We start from the raw sequence: 20,947 nt of genomic DNA, 5'->3' as shown, positions 1-20,947 counted from the left end.
GCCGCCCCGCCGCGGCCTGTTCGGGCGCCGGCGCGCCGGCGACGCGACGGCGAGCTTCGGCGGCCCCGGCGTCCTGGCCGTCTGGGGACTGGAGAAGAGCTATCGCGGCCGCAAGGTGGTGAACGAGGCCTCACTGGCGCTCCGGCGCGGCGAGGCGGTCGGGCTTCTGGGCCCGAACGGCGCCGGCAAGACCACGATTTTCTACATGATCACCGGGCTGGTCGGCGCCGATCGGGGTCTCATCAGCCTCGATGGGCACGACATCACGGGGCTGCCGATGTACCGGCGCGCCCGGCTCGGCATCGGCTACCTGCCCCAGGAGGCCTCGATCTTCCGCGGCCTCAACGTGGAGGACAATATCCGGGGCGTGCTCGAGGTGACGGAGCCGGACCGCAAGGAGCGGGAGCGCAAGCTTGAACAGCTCCTGGAGGAATTCGACATCGCCCGGCTGCGCAAGTCGCCCTCCATCGCCCTGTCGGGTGGCGAGCGGCGGCGTTGCGAGATCGCCAGGGCGCTGGCGGGCCAGCCCTCCTTCATGCTCCTGGACGAGCCCTTTGCCGGCATCGACCCGATCGCGGTCGGCGACATCCAGCAGCTCGTGCACCACCTCAAAGCGCGCGGCATCGGCGTGCTGATCACCGACCACAACGTGCGCGAGACGCTGGCCCTCACCGACCGGGCCTACATCATCCATTCCGGCCGGGTGCTGACCGAGGGACGGCCGGAGGAGATCATCGCCAACGAGGACGTCCGTCGCCTCTATCTCGGGGCCGATTTCCGGATGTAGGGCGGCCGGACTCGCAGCCTCCCATGACAGAGGCCGGGCGAGTTGCTAAGCGGCCTCCATCCCACGGACGAGACCGCGCCCCATGTCGACCGAAGACCTGTCCCGCACCATCGATGCCGCCTGGGAGGACCGGGCCAATGTCGGGGCTTCGACCCGTGGCCAGGTCCGCGAGGCGGTGGAGCAGGCCCTCGACCTGCTCGACCGCGGCGAGGCGCGGGTCGCCTCCAAGGGCGAGGGCGGCTGGCAGGTGCACCAGTGGCTCAAGAAGGCCGTGCTCCTGTCCTTCCGGCTGACCGACATGGGGCCGATCACGGGCGGCCCCGGCGGCTCGACCTGGTGGGACAAGGTGCCGTCCAAGTTCGAAGGCTGGGGCGAGGATCGCTTCCGGGCGGCCGGCTTCCGGGCCGTGCCGAATTGCGTGGTCAGGCGCGGCGCCTTTGTGGCGCCGAACGTCGTGCTGATGCCGTCCTTCGTCAATCTCGGTGCCTATGTGGACGAGGGCACCATGATCGACACCTGGGCCACGGTCGGCTCCTGTGCCCAGATCGGGAAGAACTGCCACATCTCCGGCGGCGCCGGCATCGGCGGCGTGCTGGAGCCCTTGCAGGCGAACCCGGTGGTCATCGAGGACCATTGCTTCATCGGCGCCCGCTCCGAGGTGGCCGAGGGCGTGCAGGTCGGCGAGGGTTCGGTCCTGTCCATGGGCGTCTATCTTGGCGCCTCGACCAAGATCGTCGACCGGTCGACCGGTGAGGTCTTTGTCGGCCGCGTGCCGCCCTATTCCGTGGTCGTGCCGGGAGCCCTGCCGGGCCGCCCGATGCCGGACGGCTCGCCCGGGCCGTCGCTCTATTGCGCCGTGATCGTGAAGCGGGTCGACGCGCAGACGCGCTCCAAGACCAGCATCAACGAGCTGCTGCGCGACTAGGCGTCCGCTCCGGGGCCCGGTTGCCGGGCCCCGTCCGCGACCCGACGTCGGCCGCCCCGGCCGGCGCGCTTCTCGCCCGCCGGGCTGCCGAGAGCCTCCCATGCCTGCCGACGCCCTCGCCCTCGCCCAGGCTTTGATCCGCTGCCGCTCGGTGACGCCTGCCGATGACGGCGCGCTCGAGGTCTGCGCCGAAGCCCTGGCCGCGGCCGGGTTCGAGATCCACCGGCCCGTGTTCAGCGCGCCCGGCACGCCCGACATCCCGAACCTCTATGCCCGGATCGGCACCGCCGGGCCGTGCCTCGCCTTTGCCGGCCACACCGACGTGGTGCCGCCGGGCGATGCCGCCCTGTGGCGGCACGATCCGTTCGCGGCCGCCGTGGAGGACGGCTGGCTCTTTGGCCGCGGCGCCGCCGACATGAAGGGCGGGGTGGCCGCCATGCTGGCGGCCGCGGTCGGCTTCGTGGCCGAGCGGGGCGCGGACTTCGGAGGCTCGATCGCCTTTCTGCTCACGGGCGACGAGGAAGGCCCGGCCGTGAACGGCACCGTGAAGCTGCTCGGCTGGGCGGCGGGGCAGGGCGCGCGCTTCGACGCCTGTCTGCTGGGCGAGCCGACCAATCCCGAGCGGCTCGGCGAGATGTGCAAGATCGGCCGCCGCGGCTCGCTGACAGGCCGCATCACGGTGTCAGGCAAGCAGGGCCACGTTGCCTATCCGGAACTGGTCCTGAACCCGATCCCGGCTTTGGCCCGCATCGTGGCCGCGCTCTCCGCCGAACCCGTGGACGGCGGCACGGAGCATTTCGGCCCCTCGACGCTCGAATGGACCAGCTTCGACACCGGCAATCCGGCCACCAACGTCGTGCCGGCGGAGGCCCGGGCGGTGTTCAACATCCGGTTCAACGACCGCTGGGATCCGGACTCGCTGGCGGCCGAGATCCGGGCGCGGGTGGAGCGCGGGGCGGCCGGATCGGGCGCCGCCGTCGCGCTGCGCTTCGACCCGACCAATTCGGTCAGCTTCCTGACGCCGCCGGGGCCCTTCGTGCACCTGGTTCAGCAGGCCGTCGCGGCCGAAACCGGGCTCACACCCGTCCTGTCCACGACGGGCGGTACGTCGGATGCCCGCTTCATCAAGGACCATTGCCCGGTCGTGGAATTCGGCCTGGTCGGCCAGACCATGCACGCGGTGGACGAATGCGTGCGGGTCGAGGATCTCGGCCGGCTCGCGGCGATCTACCGCCGCGTCCTGGACGGGTTCTTCAGGTCCAGACCCGGGTGACGTGGCCCATCTTGCGGCCGGGGCGGGCCCGCAACTTGCCGTAATGGTGCAGGTGGGCGCCCGGTTCGGCCAGGACGGCCGGCCAGGTGTCGATCTCCGACCCGATCAGGTTGCGCATCTCGACCCGGCCCCGGCGGCCCGTGGCACCGAGGGGCCAGCCGCACACGGCTCGGACATGCTGCTCGAACTGCGAGGTTTCGGCGCCCTCGATGGTCCAATGCCCCGAATTGTGCACCCGGGGCGCGATCTCGTTCACCGCGACCCCGCCCTCCACCACGAACATCTCGACCGCGATCACGCCGACATAATCGAGCGCGTCCGCGATGGCCCGGGCGGCCTCCACGGCCTGCTGTTCCAGGGCGGCCGGGACGTCGGCCGGCACGCGGGTCACGGCCAGGATGCCGTCGCGGTGCTCGTTGTGGCAGGGCTCATAGGCCGCAAAGGCGCCATCCGGACCGCGCGCCGCCAGGACCGAGATCTCCTGACTGTAGCGCACCAGCCCTTCGAGGATGGCCGGGGCGCCGCCCAGGTGGGCATAGGCCTCCCCGGGCCGGTCGCCCGGCTGGATCCGGACCTGCCCCTTGCCGTCATAGCCGAAGCGGCGGGTCTTCAGGATGGCCGGGGCGCCGAGCTCCTCCAGCGCGGCCGCGAGGTCGTGTTCGCTGTCCACCGCCCGGAACGGGGCGGTCGCGATCCCGAGCCCGGTCACAAACTGCTTCTCGATCAGGCGATCCTGCGCCGTGGCGAGCGCCTGCGCGTTGGGCCGCAGCGTCACCCGGTCGGCCAGGATCTCGGCCGTCCGGCCCGGCACGTTCTCGAATTCGTAGGTGCAGACATCGACCGCGGCCGCAAAGGCGCTGAGCGCGTCCTCGTCCTCGTAGGCCGCGACTGTGCGGGCCGCCGCCACATCGAAGGCGGGGCAATCGGCGTCGGGGCAGAAAATATGCGTCTTCAGGCCGAGCGCCGCGGCCGCCACCGCCATCATGCGTCCGAGCTGCCCCCCACCCAGGATGCCGAGCGTGGCGCCGGGTGCGATCGGCCGGTGGCCGGCCCCCGACTTAGCCATCGACAGGGTGGCGGGCCACCGCCTCCGTCTGGCGGGCGCGCCAGGCGGCGAGCCGTTCCGCGACGCCCTCATCCCCGAGGGCCAGGATCGCGGCCGCCAGCAGGGCCGCGTTGACCGCGCCGGCCCGGCCGATGGCCAGGGTGCCGACCGGAATGCCCGCCGGCATCTGCACGATGGAGAGCAGCGAGTCCTGGCCCGACAAGGCCTTGGATTCGACCGGGACACCGAGAACCGGCAGCGGCGTCAGGGCCGCGCACATGCCGGGCAGGTGGGCCGCCCCGCCGGCCCCGGCAATCACGACCTTGAACCCCGCCGCCTTGGCGCCGCGCGAGAAGCTGTACAGCCGCTCGGGCGTGCGGTGGGCCGACACGATGCTGGCCTCGTAGCCGATCGCCAAGGCGTCGAGCGTCTCGGCCGCATGGCGCATGGTGGTCCAGTCGGACTGGCTTCCCATGATGATGGCGACGGGCGGCATGGCCGGGTTCACGACTGGCGGTTCGGGACAGGAAGGGTGCGGATAGAGGGGCAGGCGGGCGGCTGCAAGCCGGGCCGCCTCAGGCGATGATGTCGGGCGTGAGCTCGTCCTCGATAAACGAGATGCGGTCCCGCAGCACGAGCTTGCGCTTCTTCAGCCGCTGGATCTGCAGCAGGTCCCCGGCCACGTTGGCCTTCAGGGCCTCGATCGCCGCGTCCAGGTCGCGATGCTCCAGCTTCAGGCGGGCAAGCTCCGCCACGAGCGTTCCCTGCCCATTGTCCTGATCGACATCCGGCTCCATCGCGGTTCCCGAGGCCGGGCCGAGAAGGAGGAATTCGGCCACCTGTTCTGGATAGGCGGGAAGCCGCGCCCGACGTCAAGGTGCGGCAGAATGCCACAGTCACCCTTCCGCCATCGAGGCACAGATTGAAGGGGTTCGACACAGCAGAGGAGCACTCCATGGCGCTGCAGAACCACCTGGCCGAACTCGAACGCAAGCACGATGCGTTGGAGCGGGAGATCCAGGCCGCCGCGACGCGGCCCGCGACCGACGATGCCAAGGTCGCGGAGCTCAAGCGCCGCAAGCTGCAGCTGAAGGACGAACTGACCCGACTGAAGCAGTCGGAGCCCAAGCTCCACTGACCAGGCTTCCGGCCTGAACTCCGGCCGCCGCTCCTTCGGGGCGGCGGCTTCCGATGCGATCAGGCCAGGCCGTCATGCAGCCGCTCGCGGCGCGCCGCCCGGGCCGTCTGCGCCACAAACACGCTCACAAAGGTCACCGTCATCAGGAGCACGATGGTCGGCGCGGGAGCGCTGTCCAGCAGGAAGCTGAGATAAACCCCGAGCAGGGACGCCAGCACGGCGACCGCGACCGCGACCGCCAGCATGGCGCTGAAGCGGCGGGTCAGCAGGAAGGCGATGGCGCCGGGCGAGATCAGCATGGCGATCGCCAGGATGATGCCGACCGCTTTGAGCGCCCCGACGATGGTCAGGGACAGGATGCAGAGCAGCCCGTAATGCAGCGTCCGCACCGGAAGCCCGACCGCGCGGGCCTGGGCCGGATCGAAGCTGTGCAGCAGGAGGTCGCGCCAGCGCAGCAGCAGCAGCGCGGACACGACGGCCGCAATGGCCCCTGCCTCGGCGACATCGCGCCAGTCCACGCCCAGCATGTCCCCGAACAGGATGTGGTCGAGATGGAGGTCCGTCTGGACCTTCACGAACAGGACGAGGCCGAGCCCGAACATGCCGGAAAACACGACCCCCATCACGGTGTCCTGCTTCACCCGGCTGTTGGCCTGCAAGAACCCGGTCAGCAGCGCGCAGCCCATCCCGGCCGCGAAGGCGCCGAGCGCCAGCGGCAGTCCCGCCAGATAGGCGAGCACGATCCCGGGCAGGACGGCGTGCGACACGGCGTCCCCCATCAGCGACCACCCCTTGAGGACCAGAAAGCACGACAGGAGGGCGCAGGGCACCGCCACGAGCACGGAGATGACAAAGGCCTGGCGCATGAACTCGAAGCCGAACGGCGCGAGGAGCGTGTCCATGCCGCTCACGCTCCCGCCCGCAGGGCCTCGGCGGCCCGGCGCCGCGAGGCGAGCAGCCCATGCTTGGGCGCTGCCACGAAACAGATCAGGAAGATGGTGGTCTGCAGCACGACAATGATGCCGCCCGTGGCACCGTCCATGAAAAAGCTCGCATAGGCGCCGACCGCGCTGGTCAGAACGCCGATGCTCACGCTGATCGCGATCAGACGGGGGAAACGGTCGGTCAGCAGGTAGGCGGTCGCGCCGGGGGTCACCACCATGGCGATGACCAGGAAGGCGCCCACCGTCTGCAGCGCGGCCACCGTGCAGGCGGCCAGCAGGGTGAAGAACACCGCCTTGAGGAGCCGCGGGTTGAGACCCACGGCGCGGGCGTGGTTCTCGTCGAAGAAGGTCACCATCAGGTCCTTCCACTTGAGCAGCAGGACCGCGAGGCTGACGGCCCCGATGGCCGCGATCTGGATGGTGTCGCCCGGTGTGATGGCCAGGACGTTGCCCAGGATGATGGTCTGCACGTTCACGGCCGTCGGCCGCAGCGACACCATGAACAGGCCGAGCCCGAAGAAGGACGTGAAGATGAGGCCGATGATGGCGTCCTCCTTCAGCTTCGTCCGGTTCTGGAGGAACAGCATGCTGGCGGCCGCGAGGCCGCCGGAGAAGAAGGCGCCGACCGCGAAGGGCAGGCCCAGCATGTAGGCGCCCGCGACCCCAGGTACGATGGCATGGGACAGCGCGTCGCCGATCAGCGACCAGCCTTTCAGCATCAGGTAGCAGGACAGGAAGGCGCAGACGCCGCCCACCAGGGCCGACACCCAGATGGCGTTGACCATGTACTGGTAGCCGAAGGGCTCCAGCAGCACCGTCATGGGCCAGGCTCTGCCGCCGTTTCACGCGCCCTCACGGGCGGCCGGTCCGGCTCGGCGAGCCCGCCCGGCTCGGTGCCCCGGTTGCCGTAGAGCACGAAGGGCCGTTCGTCGTCCGTGAACACGCCGACCGGATGCGGCCGGCCACCCTCGCGCTCGTTCAGCACGAAGTGGCGCAGAACCCCGCCGAAGGTCCGCTCGAGGTTCTCCTGCGTGAAGGTCTCGGCGGTCGGTCCATAGGCCAGCACGGTCCGGTTCAGCAGCACGGTGCGGTCGCAGAATTCCGGCACGGAGCCGAGATTGTGGGTGGAGACGAGCATCACCCGGCCCTCCGCCCGCAGGTCGCGCAGCAGCCCGACGATGCTCTCCTCCGTGCGCACGTCCACGCCCGTGAAGGGCTCGTCCAGCAGGATCACCCGGCCGTCCTGGGCCAGGGCCCGGGCCAGAAACACGCGCTTGCGCTGCCCGCCGGACAATTCGCCGATCTGGCGCTTGCGGTAGGCCGTCATGCCGACCCGCTCCAACGCGGTCGTGACCGCCTCGCGGTCCGGGCCGCGCGGGATGCGCAGCACGTTCATGCGGCCGTAGCGGCCCATCATGACCACATCCTCGACCAGAACCGGAAAGGTCCAATCGACCTCCTCGCTCTGGGGAACATAGGCGACGAGGCTCTGTTTCAGCGCCGTGTGCACGGGCTGGCCCAGCACCCGGATCTCCCCCCGGGCGAGCCGGACGAAGCCCATGATGGCCTTGAAGAGGGTGGACTTGCCGCTGCCGTTGACGCCCACCAGCGCCGTGATGGTGCCGGTCGGGATGGCGAAGCTCGCGTCCCGCAGCGCGGTGTGGCCGTTGCGGTAGGTGACGGTCGCGCCCTGGACCGTGATGCCGGCGGCGTCAGGCGTCCGCATGGACTGGGTCACCGGCCGTAGCCCCTGGCGATCGTCTCCGTCGTCACCCGGAGAAGGTCGATATAGGTCGGCACGGGCCCGTCCGGCTCGCTGAGCGAATCCACGTAGAGCTCGCCGCCGTAGCGGGCGCCGGTTTCGCGGGCGACCTGCTGGGCAGGGTCGGGCGATACGGTGCTCTCGCTGAACACGACCGGGATCTTGTTCCGCCGGACCGCATCGATCACCCGCCGGACCTGCTGCGGCGTGCCCTGCTGGTCGGCGTTGATGGGCCAGAGATAGATCTCCTTCATCCGGAAATCGCGGACCAGGTAGCTGAAGGCGCCTTCGCTCGACACGAGCCAGCGCTCGGCTTCCGGGATCCGGTCGAGCTGGCGGCGGATGGGCTCCACCGCGTCGCGGATGCGCTGCTTGTAGCGCTCGGCATTGGCCCGGTAGGTCTCGGCCTGGGCCGGGTCGGCGGCGGCGAGCGCGTCCCGGATGTTGTCGACATAGCGCAGGCCGTCGGTGGGCGACATCCAGGCATGCGGGTTCGGCCGCCCCCGATAGGGCCCCTCGCCGATGCCGATCGGCTGGACGCCGTCCGAGACGACCGCGCTCGGCACGTCCCTGAGATTGCGGAAGAAGCGCTGGAACCAGCTCTCCAGGCTGAGGCCGTTCCACAGAATCAGCTTGGCGCCCTGGGCGCGCTGGATGTCGCCGGGCGTCGGCGCGTAATTGTGGATCTCCGCCCCCGGCCGCGTGATGGATTCCACCGTCGCGGCCTCGCCGGCCACGTTGCGGGCCATGTCGGCGATGACCGTGAAGGTGGTGACGACCTTGAGCTTGTCCTGCGCGGCGACCGGGACGGCCGAGCACAACGTGGCCAGCGCCGCGGCCAGCACCAGGCGGCGGGTTCGGCCAGGCCACAGGGGCGCCAGGAGCGAGGGGAGGCGGGGAGAGACGGACATGGTCAGTAGCGCAGGGACGCCCGGAGCCCCAGGACCGTGGCGTTGCGGACCGGAGCCCCGTTCGGATCGCGCCGGTTGGCGACGTTGCCGCCGGGCCGGATCACGTGTTGGACATCGGGCTGGATGGTGAAGCCCGGCACGATCTGGGCCTGGTAGGTGGCCTCGATCACGGCCTCGCGGCTGCGCCGGGGGCCGAACGGCGCGCCGGCTGCCGCCCCGAAGAGCTGGGCGTCGCGGTCCAGCCCGCGGGCCTGAGGCGAGATCGCCGCATAGCCGGCCGCGACGCCGAACGTGTCGGCCGGGCGGCCCGGCAGCAGGCCCTTGAAGGTGATGCCGCCGTCCAGATAGGCGGACACGAGGTTGCGGTCGCCCGGCGAGGCGGAGGCCCGGACAAACATCCCGACCCCGCCATCGGCCGTGCCGGGGACACGGTAGAGGAGCTGGTCGACGACGCCGTAGACGCCCGAATTGCCGGAGAGCCGGCGGGCGATGCCGCCGGAATTCGGATCGGCGAGCGACAGCCCGTCGGTGCCGGTGCGCTGGTCGCCGAAGCGGCCGAGATGGTGCCAGCCGCCGAGCTTCACGGTGCCGGGCAGCCGCGGCTCCGCTCCCGCCTGCCCGTAGCCGTAGGCGACCTCGCCCATCAGCAGCGCCGCATCCGACGTCCGGAACTCGAAGCCCGACCGGTCCCGGCGCTGCGGCGGGCTCTGGCCGCCGGGCCCGACCGGATCGCCGTTGAACACGGCCGCCATCACGGCGACCTGATCGGCCGGTGCGAGCTTGAGCCGGATGCCGGGTGTCGCGGTCGGGTAGGCGGGGCCGCCATTCGGCAGGTTGGCGGCCGCGATGCCGGGCCAGCCGAAGGTCGCGTTCACGAACAGGCCGGCATAGTCGCTGACCAGGAACTCGGCATCGGCGGCGAGCTGCCCGGCCCGGATCGCGACCTTGTCGTCGAAGAGCTTCTGCTCGGCCCAGAGCTCGGACAGGCGCGTGGCCGGAAGGGCGTCGATGCTGCTGGTCGTCAAGAGATTGCCCAGGCAGCAGCCCGATAGGCCGTGGCCGTGGATCTGGTACAGGTTGCCGTGAAGGGCCAGGCCGGACAGGCCGGCGAGCGTGTCGAGATCGGCGTCGAGCTGCCACTCCAGGCGGCCCTGGTAGCTGCCGCCGCGGCGGATGCCGCCCCGCGCGAGGCCGAACCCCTCGCCGATATAGATCAGCCGGGAGGTGATGCCGGCGGCCTTCAGCGTGCTCCGCAGGCCGGCCGGATCGGCGAGAGCGGCCGGCAGCGATGTCGAGATCGAGCCCTGACTGTCCGGCTCGGCCGGCTGGCCGGTGCTGGCGGCCTGGGCGGGGAGATCGGCCGGTCCGGGATCGGCGCGATTGCCGGCCTGGCCCAGCGTCTGGGCTGCGACGGGGCCGGCGAGCAGCAGGAACGTGGCCCCGGCCAGGGGCCCGCGCACCCGGCAACGGCCCCGCCCAGGCCGGGTTTTAACCGGGCCGGCAGCACCGAGACCGAGCCTAGGGGGCAGCTCTCCGAGCATGGGCGATCATTTCCGTTCCGCTGACTATAGCACGTGCTATGATCCCGTCAACAGGCTGAACTGCATAGCTTCAGCGTTGCCGGCCCTTGATTGACCCTCCGGCGGCCGCATCCTATCTGCCCCGGCATGGCGATCAGGACCCTCGTGAAGCTCCCGGATCCGAGGCTCCGGCTGGTATCCGAGCCTGTCGGGCCCGTGACGGCGGAGACCCGCGCGCTCGCGGCCGACATGCTCGACACCATGTATGACGCGCCCGGCATCGGGCTCGCGGCCATCCAGATCGGGATCGCGAAGCGGCTGGTGGTGATCGACCTCGCCAAGAAGGACGAGGAGCGTTGTCCGGTGGTCCTCGTGGATCCTGAGATCACCTGGAGCTCGGAGGAGCGTCGGGTGCATGAGGAAGGCTGCCTGTCGATCCCGGAATATTACGAAGAGGTGGAGCGCCCGGACCGCATCCGCTACCGCTACCGCACGCTCGAGGGCGAGTCTGTGGAGCAGGAGGCCGACGGCATCCTGGCGACGTGCATCCAGCACGAGATCGACCACCTCAACGGGGTCATGTTCATCGACCACCTGTCGCGTCTGAAACGTTCGCGGGCCATCAAGAAGTTCGAGAAGGCGGCACGGCGCGAAGCCGAGGACGCATGACCTTGCGGGTCGTCTTCATGGGGACTCCGGCTTTCGCCGTCCCCACGCTGGAGGCGATCGCGGCTGCCGGCCATGACGTCGTGGCCGTCTTCACCAAGGCCCCGACAGCCTCGGGCCGCGGCCTGCGCGAACGGCCGAGCCCCGTCCATGCCGCCGCGCTCGCCCGCTCGCTCCCGGTTCACACGCCCCCGACTTTGCGCGCTCCCGAGGAAGTGGCCCGGCTGCAGGCGCTCGCCCCCGACGTCGCCGTGGTGGTCGCCTATGGCCTGCTCCTGCCGCCCACCATCCTGGCCGTGCCACGGCACGGCTGCCTCAACCTCCATGCCTCGCTGCTGCCGCGCTGGCGCGGGGCCGCGCCCATTCACCGCGCCGTCATGGCCGGCGACCGGGAGACCGGCATCGGCGTGATGCAGATGGAGGCGGGGCTGGACACCGGTCCGGTCGCGCTGGAGGCGCGGCTGCCGATCGGACCCGACACGACCACCGGCGAACTGCACGACGAGCTGAGCCGGCTCGGCGCGCGGCTCGCCGTCGAGGCCCTCGAGCGGCTGGAAACGGGCGGGCTCCCCTTCGCAGCCCAGCCCGCCGAGGGCGTGGTCTACGCCAGCAAGATCACCAACGAGGAAGCCCGGCTCGACTGGACCTGGCCGGCGGCCCGCATCCACGACCACGTGCGCGGGCTCGCGCCCTGGCCCGGCGCCTTCTTCGAGGCCGATCTCGGGGGCGGGCCGGAGCGGGTGAAGCTGCTTCAGACCGAGCGGGTCCCCGGCAATGGCGCGCCGGGGACGCTGCTGGACGGCATGGCCGTCGCGTGCGGGGACGAGGCGGTCCGGCCTCTGCGGCTGCAGCGGGCCGGCCGGGGGCCGGTGGACGCCGAGGCGTTTTGGCGCGGAACCCGCCTGCGTCCCGGCGACGCGCTCCTCTGATGGCCCGCTACCGGCTGGTCGTCGAATATGACGGCACGGGGTTTTCGGGCTGGCAGCACCAGCGCAACGGCCCCTCTGTCCAGGAGGCGCTGGAGACCGCCATTGCGGCTTTCGCCGGCGAGACCGTGCGGGTGCACTGCGCCGGCCGCACCGATGCGGGCGTGCACGCCAGCGGGCAGGTGGTTCACGTCGACATCGCCAAGCCGCTGCGGCCGGACACGGTCCGGGATGCGGCCAATGCCCATCTGAGGCCGCTGCCCGTGGCCGTGGTGTCGGCCGAGATCGCGCCCGAGACGTTTCACGCCCGCTTCTCGGCCATTCGGCGCCGCTACCTTTACCGCATCCTCACCCGGCGCGCCCCGCCGGCCCTCGATCGCAATCGGGTTTGGCACCTGCCCTGGCTGCTCGACGCGGGCGCGATGCACGAGGCGGCGCAGCTCCTGGTCGGGCGGCACGACTTCACCACCTTCCGGGCCGCCGAGTGCCAGGCCGACAGCCCTGTCCGAACCCTCGAGCAGCTCGACGTCGCCCGGCACGGGGACGAGATCCGGATCGACGCCGCGGCCCGATCCTTTCTGCACAGCCAGGTCCGGTCCCTCGTCGGAACGCTGGTCCAGGCGGGCTCCGGCCGCTGGCGCGTCATGGAGGTCCGGGAGGCGCTGGAGGCGCGCGACCGCGCCCGCTGCGGCCCGCTCGCGCCGGCGGCAGGGCTGGCCCTGGTCGGCGTCGACTACCCCTGACGGGTTTTCGGGTTCAGGCGAGCGCCTGGACCAGGGCGGTCGAGCCGACCGACAGCGCCAGCCCGAGCGCGGTCACCAGCGCCGCCGCGAGCGCGCCGACCTGCAGCGTCACCCGGGTCGCAAACCATTGCACGTGCAGCACAATGGTCGTGAAGGCGAGGGTGAACAGGGCCGTCAGTGCCGGTGTCTCCCAGCCCAGCACCAGCAAGGCGCCCGGCACGGCCAGGGCCAGGGATGCAAAGACCTGCAGCCAGTTCGTGACGATCACGAAGGGCACGTAGCGGTGCCCGAGCCCAAGCCGCCGCGCCACGAAGATCATCGCGACCGGGAGGGCCAGAAAGGCCAGCACGTGGCCGGCCCCGACCAGCAGCGCCAGCCCGGGATCGTCGAACAGCCCGACCGCCGCCCCTTCGACGTTTCGGCGCACGAGGGCGAGCTCGACCACATAGGCCGGTGCGGTCAGCAGGACGGCCGCGAAGGAGCGCCAGAAGGCCGGGAGGCTGAGCTCGAACTGCGCCAGGCCCTCCGCCCGGCGATTCAGCAAATCTGAGAGGCCGCGCAGCGAGCGGCTGAACTCGTCGGCATTGACCATGGCCTGTCCCGCTCTGACGTGAACGTGCCCCCAGGTGTCTCCCGACCCCGATCATCTACGACTTTGGTCGAAGGTCAACCCGGGCGGCGCAGGACGGGTCCGGCCGTGGACAGGTGTCCCCCAATCTGGTAACGACGGGATTGGTTCCAAGGTGCTCCCGGTGCGGCGCCCGTGACCACTTCCACATTCAGGCGCTGAACTCAGCATTCGAGGCGACAGAGAGACGACGCGTGCAGGTTCTCGTTCGGGACAACAACGTCGATCAGGCGCTGCGCGCCCTCAAGAAGAAGCTCCAGCGCGAGGGCGTCTTCCGAGAGATGAAGCTGCGCGGACATTACGAGAAGCCATCCGAGAAGAGGGCGCGGGAAAAGGGCGAGGCCGTCCGCCGCGCCCGCAAGCTGATCCGCAAGCGCATGCAGCGGGAAGGCCTGCTGCCGGCAAAGCCGAAGCCTGTGCCGCGTCTCGGCGGGCCCGGCCGCGGTGGCGCCCAACCGGCTGCGCCGGCAGTCGCTCCGACTTGATGTCGCAGGGTTTGGGCTGGCCTCTTCAGCCTTTGGTAACAACGCACCCCCACCTTCCGGCGCCGGTCGGGGCAGCACGGGAGCAGGTTTGATGGGGGTTGCGGAAGGCCGTAAGGCCGCCTTGGTGGCGCTGGTCCTGGGGATCGGCCTCGCGGGGTGCGACACGGCCGGCCGGGTCGCCGGGCCCGGCCCGGGCGTGGCCGTGCTCGAGGGCGAGGACAAGACCGGCTCGACCTCGGTCAACATCGAGTCGCTGACCGACGTCATCAGCCGCAACCCGAACGAGCCCTCGGCCTACAACACCCGTGGCGCGGCCTATGCCAGGGCCGGGCGCTACACGGACGCGATCGCCGACTTCACCAAGGCGATCCAGATCGATCCCAACAACGCCCCGGCCTACACCAATCGGGCGCTGGCCTACCGGCAGACGAACCGAAACGATGCCGCGCTGGCCGACTTCTCGCGCGCCATCCAGGCTGATGGCAATTACGGCCCGGCCTTTGTCGGCCGCGCCAATCTCTACCGCGTGCAGTCGAATTTCGACGCCGCCCTCTCGGATCTGACGCAGGCGATCCGGCTGACGCCGGAATCGGCCGAAGCGCTTCATGCCCGCGGCCTCGTCTACCAGCGCATGGGCCGCCACCGCGAAGCCGTGATCGACTTCGACGCCGCCATCGACCGCAACGCCTATGTGGCGGCGCCCTATGCCGGGCGCGGGCAGAGCCTGATCGCGCTTGGGCAGTTCGACAAGGCGGTCGAGGATTTCAACGCCGCGCTCAACATCAACAACCGCGACGCTGAATCCTGGGCTCAGCGAGGCCTCGCCTTCGAGAAGATGGGCCGCCGGCAGGACGCCGCCGAGAGCTACCAGCGGGCGACCGGCATCGAGAGCGGCAACGCCACCGCCAGGGCCGGGCTCAGCCGGGTCGGCTGAGCGGGCCACGTGACCTGTTTCGGAACCGGGTGAGGCCCGGGCCCGAACGCGGCCCGTAACGGGTCAGCAGTTTCTCAAGCAGACCGCGTAGACGGCCATCGCGCCCGCATAGCAGGCCGCCTTCGCGGCCGGGTGCGGCAGCAGGGTGCAAAGGCGAGTCGCCCGGCCATAGGCCGCCGTGCAGGCCGCCTGGCACGGCCCGTCCGCCATGATCTGTGCCTCGGGGGCGAACTGTAATTCCACGTCCCCGGCCACGATGCGGTCCCCTCGCTGCAGGGCGCCGCTCGCCTGCAGCGTCGTCGTCACCTCCTGCCGCTGGTCCTCCGTCAGGCTGTCCCAGTGCTCCCGCGGAACCACGATATCCATGGCTGGTCCTCCCTGCCGGTCTCACCGACCCCGGCCGGGTCGGCCAGCGGCAGGGCAAAACTGGCCACAGCGGCTGCGTGCCGTCAACACATAACAAAACTAGAGGTTGTGTTTAGGCCTGTCTGCTGCCTGAATGGCGCCGCCCGGGAGGGCTTCGGGAGGCCGTGACATGAACATCGAGGTGAACTCAACCGAGTGGTCCGGGATCAGCGACGCCGACCGCAAGAAGATCCAGGACATCACGGACAGCTTCTTCAAGGCGCAGCACACGTTCGTGCCGGTCGAGGGCGCGAGAGCCACCGAAGCCATCGCGGCCAACCCGTTCTGCACGGCGGCCTGCAGCATCGCGGAAGCCGCTGCGGTGGCCGCCTGCGCGGCCCTGTCCGGGCCCGCAATTCCGATCTGCATCGCGGCCGCCCACGCCGCCGGGCAGCTCTGCCGCGACCGCTGCTGAGGCGCCGCGCCGGCCTTCAGGGCGGGGCCGGCAGGCGGGCTTCGACGTCATCCAGGAGCGTGCGGACGGCCCCGAGCCCGCCACCCTCCAGCACGCTGACATGGTCGCTGTCCGGCAGCCGGAGAAATACCTTTGGCTCCCGGGCGGCGGCAAACAGCCTTTCCGCCAGCGCGATCGGGATCACGCCGTCGCGCTCTCCGTGCATCACCAGCAGCGGCGCCCCGATCTCGCTGATCCGATCCAGCGACCGGAACTCGTCGCGCAGGAGCAGCCCGACCGGGATGATGCGGAACAGCGGCTGCGCCACGTCGGCGATGGACGTGAACGGCGCGTCCAGGATCACCCCTCCGACCCGGCGATGGGCGGCGAGCCAGACCGCGACGCCGGTGCCGAGGGACTCGCCGTAGAGAACGATGCGGCGCGGCTCATAGCCGGCCACGAAGCGGTAGGCCGCCTCCGCGTCGCGCCGCAATCCGGCTTCGCTCGGCGTGCCGGTGGAGCCCGAATAGCCGCGGTAGCTCACCAGAAGGAGACCGCGCCCGTCGGCCGTGAGCGCCCGGGCCCGCTCGCGCCGGTTCCAGAGCGAGCCGCCATTGCCGTGGAAGTAGATCAGCAGCGCCCGGCCGGGCTCCGGCGGCTTCCACCAGGCCACCAGGTGCTCGCCGTCCTCTGTCCGAAGCACGAGGTCCGAGATGGCCGGGGCGAGGCCGGCCTCGGCCGCGCTTGCCCGCACGCCACCGGCCGGAAATAGCAGCCGGCGCTGGCCCACATAGAGCAGCGCGACCAGCAGGACGTAGAGCAGCGCCACTACGACGACGACGCCGGCAAGGATGCGCATAGGCGACGACGACCCCCCCGATCCGTCACACATACGGTGAGGCCGGCCGGGAACAATGGTCCGCAGCCTCCATTGTCCGGGCGACTGCGACAGAGCGGTTCGTTCCCCGATGAAGCTGTTCAAATGCCCGTGCTGCGGGCAACTTCTCCATTTCGAGAATACCCGCTGCGAGAATTGCGGCCGCCGGCTCGGCTATGTGCCGGAGGCGGACGTGCTGTCGGCACTGGAGCCAATCCCCGAGCGGCAGGGGGTCTGGCAGGCGCGGGCCGAGATCGGCGGGCAGTACCGGTTCTGCGCCAATGCCGAGCACGACGTGTGCAACTGGCTCATTCCGGCTGACAGCTCGGCCGGGTTCTGCCTTGCCTGCCGGCACAACCGGACGGTGCCGAACCTGAGCCAGCCCGGCGCGGAAGCCGCGTGGCGGAGGATCGAGGCGGCCAAGCACCGGCTCTTCTACGGCCTGCTCCGGTTGGACCTGCCCCGGCCGGCCTTTGGCGAGAGCCGCGAGCCGCTGACCTTCGACTTCCTGGCCGACGCGCCGCTTCCGGACGGGCCCAAGGTGATGACGGGCCACGACGACGGCCTCATCACGATCGCCCTGGCTGAGGCGGACGATGCCGAGCGTGAGCGACGCCGGGCGGCCATGGGCGAACCCTACCGCACGCTGCTCGGCCATTTCCGGCACGAGGTCGGCCATCTCTACTGGGACGTGCTGGTGCGGGACGGCGGCGCGCTGGCCGAATGCCGGGAGGTGTTCGGGGACGATCGGCAGGATTACGGGCAGGCGCTGAACCGCCACTACCGGGAGGGCCCGCCGGCCGACTGGCGGAACAGCTTCGTGTCGGCCTATGCCACGACCCACCCCTGGGAGGACTTTGCGGAGACCTGGGCGCATTACCTGCACATCGTCGATTCGCTCGAGATGGCCCGCGCCTTCGGCATGAGCGTGGCACCCCGCATCGAGGGCGCGGACAGTCTGGCGGCCACGGCGGACGTGGAGGTCTACGACGTGCCCGACATCCGCGGCCTCGTAGATCGCTGGATCCCGCTCGCCTTTGCGCTGAACTCGGTCAACCGCTGCATGGGGCAGCACGACCTCTACCCGTTCGTGCTGACGCCGGTGGTGATCGAGAAGCTCGGCTTCATCCACCGGCTGGTGCGGCGGCGACGGCCTGCAGAGGGCAGCCCCTAGCTCAGGCCCTCGGCGGCCAGCAAAGCGGCCCGGTGTTCGCGCGTGAGCGCATCGACCACCTCGTCGAGGGCTGTGCCGGCCATGACCTCCTCCAGCCGGTAGAGGGTCAGGTTGATGCGGTGGTCCGTGACCCGACCTTGCGGGAAGTTGTAGGTCCGGATCCGCTCCGAGCGGTCGCCTGAGCCGACCTGCGACTTGCGGTCCGCGGCCCGGACGGCGTCCTTGCGGGACCGCTCCTGGTCGTAGATGCGCGAGCGCAGCAGGTTCATGGCCCGGGCCCGGTTCTTGTGCTGCGAGCGCTCGTCCTGGACGAACACCACGATGCCGGACGGCAGGTGGGTGATGCGCACGGCCGATTCGGTCTTGTTGACGTGCTGCCCGCCGGCGCCCTGGGCCCGCAGCGTGTCGATCTTGAGATCCGCCTCGTTGATCGCGACGTCGACCTCCTCGGCTTCCGGCAGCACCGCGACGGTGGCCGCGGAGGTGTGAATGCGGCCCTGCGCCTCCGTGCTCGGCACCCGCTGCACGCGATGTACGCCCGATTCGAAGCGAAGCCGGGCGAACACGCCGCGGCCCTTGATCTCGGCCACGACCTCCCGGAGGCCGCCCGCCGTGCCCTCGCTTTCGCTCAGCACCTCGACACGCCAGCCCTTCAGCTCGGCATAGCGGGCATACATCCGGAACAGGTCGCCGGCGAAGAGGGCCGCCTCGTCGCCGCCGGTTCCGGCCCTGACCTCCAGGATAGCGCTGCGCTCGTCGGCGGCATCCTTGGGCAGGAGCAGCAGGTTGAGGGCGGCGGCGGCCTCCTCGGCGGCCGCGACCGCGGCGGGCCGCTCCTCCTCGGCCATGGCCCGCATCTCGGGGGCGAGCCCGGCCTCCTCGATGATCGCATCGATGCCGACGACCTCGTCCAGGGCGATCCGGTACGACCGGACGGCCTGCACCACGGGGTCGAGCTCGGCGAGCTCGCGCGACAGGGCCACGAAGCTGTCCGGGTCCGGCGCCCCGTTCAGGGTCGCGGTCACGATGGCGTGCCGCGCCAGGATGGCGTCGAGCTTATGGGCCGGCGGTGCGGGCATCAGACCGGAATCGCATGGTCGGCAGCGAAGCGCGCGAGGGCCGGCCGCAGGCTTTCGCCGGCCGGATCCCCGCCCGTCGCCAAGGCCTCGGCCAGGAGGGCCTCGAGCGGGTAGGCTTCGAGCGCCAGCAGCATCGCCTTCACGGGGCCGATCGCGGCCGCCGACATCGACAGCCGGCGATAGCCGAGGCCGATGAGCGCCATGGCTTCGAGCGGCCGGCCGGCGAGCTCGCCGCACACCGTAACCGGGCAGCCCACCTTGCCGGCCTCGTCCGCGATCAGCCTTAGCGCGCGCAGCGACGGCAAGCTCAGCGCGTCGAAGCGGCCGGACACAAGCCGGTTGTCACGATCGGCCGCGAACAGGAACTGCATGAGGTCATTCGAGCCGATCGACAGGAAGTCGGCGGACCGGGCGATGCCGTCGAGGTCGAACAAGAGCGAAGGCACCTCCACCATGGCGCCGAGCGAGATCTGCGACGGCAGCGGGTGGCCGGTCCGGCGCAGGTACTCGATCTCGCCTTCGACCAGGCTCCGGGCGCGCTCGAACTCGGTCCGGGTGGCGACCATCGGGAACATCAGCCGCAGCTCGCGGCCCGCCGTGGCCTTCAGCAGCGCGCGAGCCTGAATGCGCAGCAGGGCCGGCCGGTCGAGCGCGATCCGGATGGCGCGCCAGCCGATCGCCGGATTCTCCTCGTCGACGCGCGGCATGTAGGGCAGCAGCTTGTCGCCGCCGATGTCGAGCGATCGGAAGGTCACCGGCCGGTCGCCGACCGCCGTCAGGACGTCGGCATAGAGACGCTGCTGATCCTTGGCCGAGGGCATGCGCTCGGCGATCATGAATTGCAGCTCGGTCCGGAACAGGCCGATCCCGGCCGCGCCCGTCTCGGCCATGTGCGGCAGGTCGACCAGCAGCCCGGCATTGAGCTGCAGCACGATCTCGACCCCGTCGCGGGTGACCGAAGGGAGGTGGCGCAGACGGCGGTACTGCTCCTGCCGGCGGGCCCGCAGGCGCGCCTTGCCGGCGTAGGAGGCCTCGACATCCGGCGGCGGCCGGATCTGCACGTCGCCGGTGTCGCCGTCCACGATGATGGCGTCGCCCGTCTCCACGACCGAGCTGGCATTCTCGACCGCACTGACGACCGGAATGGCGAGCGCCCGGGCCACGATGGCGATGTGGCTCGTCTCGCCGCCCTCCTCGAGCACGAGGCCTCGCAGGCGCGAGCGGTCGTAATCGAGCAGCGCCGCCGGCCCCATCATCCGGGCGACCAGGATCGCGTTCTCGGGCAGCGCGTCGTGCGAGGCGATCAGGTCGCGTCCGACCAGCCGGCGGAGCAGGCGGTTGGCCAGGTCGTCCAGATCGTGCAGCCGTTCGCGGAAATACGGGTCGGTCGACCGCATCATGCGGGCGCGGCTGTCCGACTGCACCCGCTCCACCGCGGCTTCCGCCGTGATGCCGGTCCGGACCGCGTCTCCCAGGCGGCGCAGCCAGCCCTGGTCGTTGGCAAACATGCGGAACGTCTCGAGCACGTCCCGGTGGTCGCCCTGATGGGCGATGTCGCCGCGTTCCAGCATCTCGTCGATGGAGGAGCGCACATCCGCAATGGCGGCGTTGAGCCGGGCGATCTCGTGGTCGATGTCGGACGCGATGAGGTTTTTCACCACCACGCGCGGCTCGTGCAGCACCACATGGCCGAGCCCGAGCCCGTCGGCGAGCGGGACGCCACGGAACTGGAGCGGCCGGCGGGCCGCCGTTTCGGTGCCGGGCTCGCCGAGCGAGCGCAACTCGCCCGAGGCGATCATCTCGGCCAGCACCATGGAGGTGGTCTGGAGGGCCTCGACCTCCTCCTCGGTGTAGTGGCGATGGGCGGCGTTCTGAACCACCAGGACGCCGAGCGTGTTGCCCGCCCTGAGAACCGGCACGCCGAGGAAGCCGTGATAGACCTCCTCGCCCGTCTCCGGCCGGTAGGCGAAGGCCGAGTGGGATTGCGCGTCCGAGAGCGCCAGCGGCTCCGCGCTGCGGGCGATCAGGCCGACCAGGCCTTCGCCCGACCGGAGCTTGGTCTGGTGGACCGCCTCACGGTTGAGCCCTTCGGTGGCGTAGAGCTCCAGCGCCTCGTCAGACCGCATCACGTAAAGCGAGCAGACCTCCGACACCATGTTGGCGGCGATCAGCATCACGATGCGGTCAAGACGCGCCTGTGCTGCCACCGGCTCCGCCATGACTTCGCGGAGGCGGCGCAGGAGCACGCGCGGACCTCCCGGAGCACCTGGCATCGATCTTCCCGTGACGAGGAGGCCGCGGGCCGGAGAGCGCGGCGGCGAGCCCGTCCGC

Annotated in this window: 24 protein-coding genes; 11 read left to right on the top strand and 13 right to left on the bottom strand. The window is 70.7% G+C overall.

The features are described from left to right. Window positions 1–16 precede the first annotated feature (16 nt). The 3 genes from lptB to dapE all read left to right on the top strand — a co-directional run bounded on the left by lptB (window position 17) and on the right by dapE (window position 2,985). Window positions 17–787 carry an LPS export ABC transporter ATP-binding protein gene (gene lptB, locus JWR86_RS15395; protein WP_299567194.1) on the top strand — a complete coding sequence of 257 codons (771 nt, stop codon included), beginning with the start codon at window positions 17–19 and terminating at the stop codon, window positions 785–787. A gap of 82 nt (window positions 788–869) precedes the next feature. Beyond that, entirely contained in the window at window positions 870–1,712 is an 843-nt protein-coding gene (gene dapD, locus JWR86_RS15390) for a 2,3,4,5-tetrahydropyridine-2,6-dicarboxylate N-succinyltransferase (RefSeq protein ID WP_299567182.1), read from the top strand. Between the two features lie 100 nt (window positions 1,713–1,812). Further along, on the top strand, window positions 1,813–2,985 hold the full coding sequence (gene dapE / locus JWR86_RS15385; protein ID WP_299567180.1) for a succinyl-diaminopimelate desuccinylase: 1,173 nt from the start codon (window positions 1,813–1,815) through the stop codon (window positions 2,983–2,985). Here the strand turns inward: dapE and JWR86_RS15380 are convergent. From JWR86_RS15380 to JWR86_RS15370, 3 genes are all read right to left on the bottom strand, one after another. Then, window positions 2,966–4,051, bottom strand: coding sequence for a 5-(carboxyamino)imidazole ribonucleotide synthase (locus tag JWR86_RS15380; RefSeq protein WP_299567178.1), 1,086 nt, complete (start codon window positions 4,049–4,051; stop codon window positions 2,966–2,968). The two genes, dapE and JWR86_RS15380, sit on opposite strands and share 20 nt — an antisense overlap. Next, window positions 4,044–4,526, bottom strand: a complete 483-nt coding sequence (gene purE / locus JWR86_RS15375) for a 5-(carboxyamino)imidazole ribonucleotide mutase (protein WP_299567176.1) — start codon at window positions 4,524–4,526, stop codon at window positions 4,044–4,046. The genes JWR86_RS15380 and purE overlap by 8 nt, the downstream gene beginning before the upstream one ends. 79 nt (window positions 4,527–4,605) lie before the next feature. Beyond that, window positions 4,606–4,827, bottom strand: coding sequence for a DUF465 domain-containing protein (locus tag JWR86_RS15370; protein WP_299567192.1), 222 nt, complete (start codon window positions 4,825–4,827; stop codon window positions 4,606–4,608). Window positions 4,828–4,985: 158 nt separating this feature from the next. Here JWR86_RS15370 and JWR86_RS15365 point away from each other — a divergent pair, with 158 nt between their 5' ends. Further along, complete coding sequence (locus tag JWR86_RS15365; RefSeq protein WP_299567174.1) at window positions 4,986–5,168, top strand: DUF465 domain-containing protein; 183 nt, start codon at window positions 4,986–4,988, stop codon at window positions 5,166–5,168. A 59-nt stretch (window positions 5,169–5,227) separates the two neighbouring features. On the opposite strand, the gene JWR86_RS15360 is transcribed toward JWR86_RS15365, so the two are convergent. The 5 genes from JWR86_RS15360 to JWR86_RS15340 are packed head-to-tail and all read right to left on the bottom strand — an operon-like array spanning window position 5,228 to window position 10,245. Next, the gene (locus JWR86_RS15360; protein ID WP_299567172.1) at window positions 5,228–6,070 is read right to left on the bottom strand and encodes a metal ABC transporter permease; all 843 of its coding nucleotides are present in this window, start codon (window positions 6,068–6,070) and stop codon (window positions 5,228–5,230) included. 5 nt (window positions 6,071–6,075) lie between these two features. Beyond that, complete coding sequence (locus JWR86_RS15355) at window positions 6,076–6,933, bottom strand: metal ABC transporter permease (RefSeq protein WP_299567170.1); 858 nt, start codon at window positions 6,931–6,933, stop codon at window positions 6,076–6,078. Then, on the bottom strand, window positions 6,930–7,838 hold the full coding sequence (locus JWR86_RS15350) for a manganese/iron ABC transporter ATP-binding protein (RefSeq protein ID WP_299567168.1): 909 nt from the start codon (window positions 7,836–7,838) through the stop codon (window positions 6,930–6,932). Before JWR86_RS15350 ends, JWR86_RS15355 begins: the two co-directional genes overlap by 4 nt. Window positions 7,839–7,846: 8 nt before the next feature. Continuing rightward, the gene (locus JWR86_RS15345) at window positions 7,847–8,785 is read right to left on the bottom strand and encodes a metal ABC transporter substrate-binding protein (RefSeq protein ID WP_299567166.1); all 939 of its coding nucleotides are present in this window, start codon (window positions 8,783–8,785) and stop codon (window positions 7,847–7,849) included. A 2-nt stretch (window positions 8,786–8,787) separates the two neighbouring features. Next, window positions 8,788–10,245: a carbohydrate porin gene (locus JWR86_RS15340; protein WP_299567164.1), complete on the bottom strand. Its 1,458-nt coding sequence runs from the start codon at window positions 10,243–10,245 to the stop codon at window positions 8,788–8,790. Between the two features lie 207 nt (window positions 10,246–10,452). Between JWR86_RS15340 and JWR86_RS15335 the strand changes: the two genes are divergently transcribed. The 3 genes from JWR86_RS15335 to truA are packed head-to-tail and all read left to right on the top strand — an operon-like array spanning window position 10,453 to window position 12,640. Then, the gene (locus JWR86_RS15335; protein WP_299567162.1) at window positions 10,453–10,974 is read left to right on the top strand and encodes a peptide deformylase; all 522 of its coding nucleotides are present in this window, start codon (window positions 10,453–10,455) and stop codon (window positions 10,972–10,974) included. Continuing rightward, window positions 10,971–11,900: a methionyl-tRNA formyltransferase gene (gene fmt, locus JWR86_RS15330; protein ID WP_299567160.1), complete on the top strand. Its 930-nt coding sequence runs from the start codon at window positions 10,971–10,973 to the stop codon at window positions 11,898–11,900. The genes JWR86_RS15335 and fmt overlap by 4 nt, the downstream gene beginning before the upstream one ends. Next, window positions 11,900–12,640: a tRNA pseudouridine(38-40) synthase TruA gene (gene truA / locus JWR86_RS15325; RefSeq protein WP_299567158.1), complete on the top strand. Its 741-nt coding sequence runs from the start codon at window positions 11,900–11,902 to the stop codon at window positions 12,638–12,640. Before fmt ends, truA begins: the two co-directional genes overlap by 1 nt. A gap of 13 nt (window positions 12,641–12,653) precedes the next feature. Here the strand turns inward: truA and JWR86_RS15320 are convergent, their stop codons facing one another. After that, window positions 12,654–13,232, bottom strand: a complete 579-nt coding sequence (locus tag JWR86_RS15320) for a hypothetical protein (RefSeq protein ID WP_299567156.1) — start codon at window positions 13,230–13,232, stop codon at window positions 12,654–12,656. 230 nt (window positions 13,233–13,462) lie between these two features. On the opposite strand from JWR86_RS15320, the gene rpsU reads away from it, so the two are divergent. Beyond that, window positions 13,463–13,753: a 30S ribosomal protein S21 gene (rpsU, locus tag JWR86_RS15315; RefSeq protein ID WP_299567154.1), complete on the top strand. Its 291-nt coding sequence runs from the start codon at window positions 13,463–13,465 to the stop codon at window positions 13,751–13,753. Window positions 13,754–13,844: 91 nt separating this feature from the next. After that, window positions 13,845–14,687, top strand: coding sequence for a tetratricopeptide repeat protein (locus JWR86_RS15310; RefSeq protein ID WP_299567152.1), 843 nt, complete (start codon window positions 13,845–13,847; stop codon window positions 14,685–14,687). 63 nt (window positions 14,688–14,750) lie between these two features. Here the strand turns inward: JWR86_RS15310 and JWR86_RS15305 are convergent, their stop codons facing one another. After that, entirely contained in the window at window positions 14,751–15,053 is a 303-nt protein-coding gene (locus JWR86_RS15305) for a hypothetical protein (protein WP_299567150.1), read from the bottom strand. 169 nt (window positions 15,054–15,222) lie between these two features. Between JWR86_RS15305 and JWR86_RS15300 the strand changes: the two genes are divergently transcribed. Continuing rightward, window positions 15,223–15,507 carry a hypothetical protein gene (locus tag JWR86_RS15300; protein ID WP_299567148.1) on the top strand — a complete coding sequence of 95 codons (285 nt, stop codon included), beginning with the start codon at window positions 15,223–15,225 and terminating at the stop codon, window positions 15,505–15,507. A gap of 16 nt (window positions 15,508–15,523) precedes the next feature. Here the strand turns inward: JWR86_RS15300 and JWR86_RS15295 are convergent, their stop codons facing one another. Continuing rightward, entirely contained in the window at window positions 15,524–16,345 is an 822-nt protein-coding gene (locus JWR86_RS15295) for an alpha/beta hydrolase (RefSeq protein WP_299567146.1), read from the bottom strand. Between the two features lie 109 nt (window positions 16,346–16,454). Here JWR86_RS15295 and JWR86_RS15290 point away from each other — a divergent pair, with 109 nt between their 5' ends. Further along, window positions 16,455–17,537, top strand: a complete 1,083-nt coding sequence (locus tag JWR86_RS15290; RefSeq protein ID WP_299567144.1) for a putative zinc-binding peptidase — start codon at window positions 16,455–16,457, stop codon at window positions 17,535–17,537. Here JWR86_RS15290 and prfA read toward each other — a convergent pair. Next, window positions 17,534–18,616 carry a peptide chain release factor 1 gene (prfA, locus tag JWR86_RS15285; RefSeq protein WP_299567142.1) on the bottom strand — a complete coding sequence of 361 codons (1,083 nt, stop codon included), beginning with the start codon at window positions 18,614–18,616 and terminating at the stop codon, window positions 17,534–17,536. The genes JWR86_RS15290 and prfA overlap by 4 nt on opposite strands. Then, the gene (gene ptsP, locus JWR86_RS15280; protein WP_299567140.1) at window positions 18,616–20,889 is read right to left on the bottom strand and encodes a phosphoenolpyruvate--protein phosphotransferase; all 2,274 of its coding nucleotides are present in this window, start codon (window positions 20,887–20,889) and stop codon (window positions 18,616–18,618) included. Before ptsP ends, prfA begins: the two co-directional genes overlap by 1 nt. Window positions 20,890–20,947: the final 58 nt, after the last annotated feature.

Source organism: Enterovirga sp. (assembly GCF_028290205.1).
Classification (GTDB): domain Bacteria; phylum Pseudomonadota; class Alphaproteobacteria; order Rhizobiales; family Beijerinckiaceae; genus Enterovirga.
Note: the sequence above shows the minus strand (reverse complement) of the source record. Positions and strands in the feature narration are given on the sequence as shown.

Excerpts from the sequence above, each read along its gene's own strand:
- dapD (WP_299567182.1), top strand. The coding sequence starts at position 870 with ATGTCGACCGAAGACCTGTCCCGCACCATCGATGCCGCCTGGGAGGAC.
- dapE (WP_299567180.1), top strand. The coding sequence starts at position 1,813 with ATGCCTGCCGACGCCCTCGCCCTCGCCCAGGCTTTGATCCGCTGCCGC.
- JWR86_RS15380 (WP_299567178.1), bottom strand. The coding sequence starts at position 4,051 with ATGGCTAAGTCGGGGGCCGGCCACCGGCCGATCGCACCCGGCGCCACG.
- purE (WP_299567176.1), bottom strand. The coding sequence starts at position 4,526 with ATGCCGCCCGTCGCCATCATCATGGGAAGCCAGTCCGACTGGACCACC.
- JWR86_RS15370 (WP_299567192.1), bottom strand. The coding sequence starts at position 4,827 with ATGGAGCCGGATGTCGATCAGGACAATGGGCAGGGAACGCTCGTGGCG.
- JWR86_RS15365 (WP_299567174.1), top strand. The coding sequence starts at position 4,986 with ATGGCGCTGCAGAACCACCTGGCCGAACTCGAACGCAAGCACGATGCG.
- JWR86_RS15360 (WP_299567172.1), bottom strand. The coding sequence starts at position 6,070 with ATGGACACGCTCCTCGCGCCGTTCGGCTTCGAGTTCATGCGCCAGGCC.
- JWR86_RS15355 (WP_299567170.1), bottom strand. The coding sequence starts at position 6,933 with ATGACGGTGCTGCTGGAGCCCTTCGGCTACCAGTACATGGTCAACGCC.
- JWR86_RS15350 (WP_299567168.1), bottom strand. The coding sequence starts at position 7,838 with ATGCGGACGCCTGACGCCGCCGGCATCACGGTCCAGGGCGCGACCGTC.
- JWR86_RS15345 (WP_299567166.1), bottom strand. The coding sequence starts at position 8,785 with ATGTCCGTCTCTCCCCGCCTCCCCTCGCTCCTGGCGCCCCTGTGGCCT.
- JWR86_RS15335 (WP_299567162.1), top strand. The coding sequence starts at position 10,453 with ATGGCGATCAGGACCCTCGTGAAGCTCCCGGATCCGAGGCTCCGGCTG.
- fmt (WP_299567160.1), top strand. The coding sequence starts at position 10,971 with ATGACCTTGCGGGTCGTCTTCATGGGGACTCCGGCTTTCGCCGTCCCC.
- truA (WP_299567158.1), top strand. The coding sequence starts at position 11,900 with ATGGCCCGCTACCGGCTGGTCGTCGAATATGACGGCACGGGGTTTTCG.
- JWR86_RS15320 (WP_299567156.1), bottom strand. The coding sequence starts at position 13,232 with ATGGTCAATGCCGACGAGTTCAGCCGCTCGCTGCGCGGCCTCTCAGAT.
- JWR86_RS15310 (WP_299567152.1), top strand. The coding sequence starts at position 13,845 with ATGGGGGTTGCGGAAGGCCGTAAGGCCGCCTTGGTGGCGCTGGTCCTG.
- JWR86_RS15305 (WP_299567150.1), bottom strand. The coding sequence starts at position 15,053 with ATGGATATCGTGGTTCCGCGGGAGCACTGGGACAGCCTGACGGAGGAC.
- JWR86_RS15300 (WP_299567148.1), top strand. The coding sequence starts at position 15,223 with ATGAACATCGAGGTGAACTCAACCGAGTGGTCCGGGATCAGCGACGCC.
- JWR86_RS15295 (WP_299567146.1), bottom strand. The coding sequence starts at position 16,345 with ATGCGCATCCTTGCCGGCGTCGTCGTCGTAGTGGCGCTGCTCTACGTC.
- JWR86_RS15290 (WP_299567144.1), top strand. The coding sequence starts at position 16,455 with ATGAAGCTGTTCAAATGCCCGTGCTGCGGGCAACTTCTCCATTTCGAG.
- prfA (WP_299567142.1), bottom strand. The coding sequence starts at position 18,616 with ATGCCCGCACCGCCGGCCCATAAGCTCGACGCCATCCTGGCGCGGCAC.
- ptsP (WP_299567140.1), bottom strand. The coding sequence starts at position 20,889 with ATGCCAGGTGCTCCGGGAGGTCCGCGCGTGCTCCTGCGCCGCCTCCGC.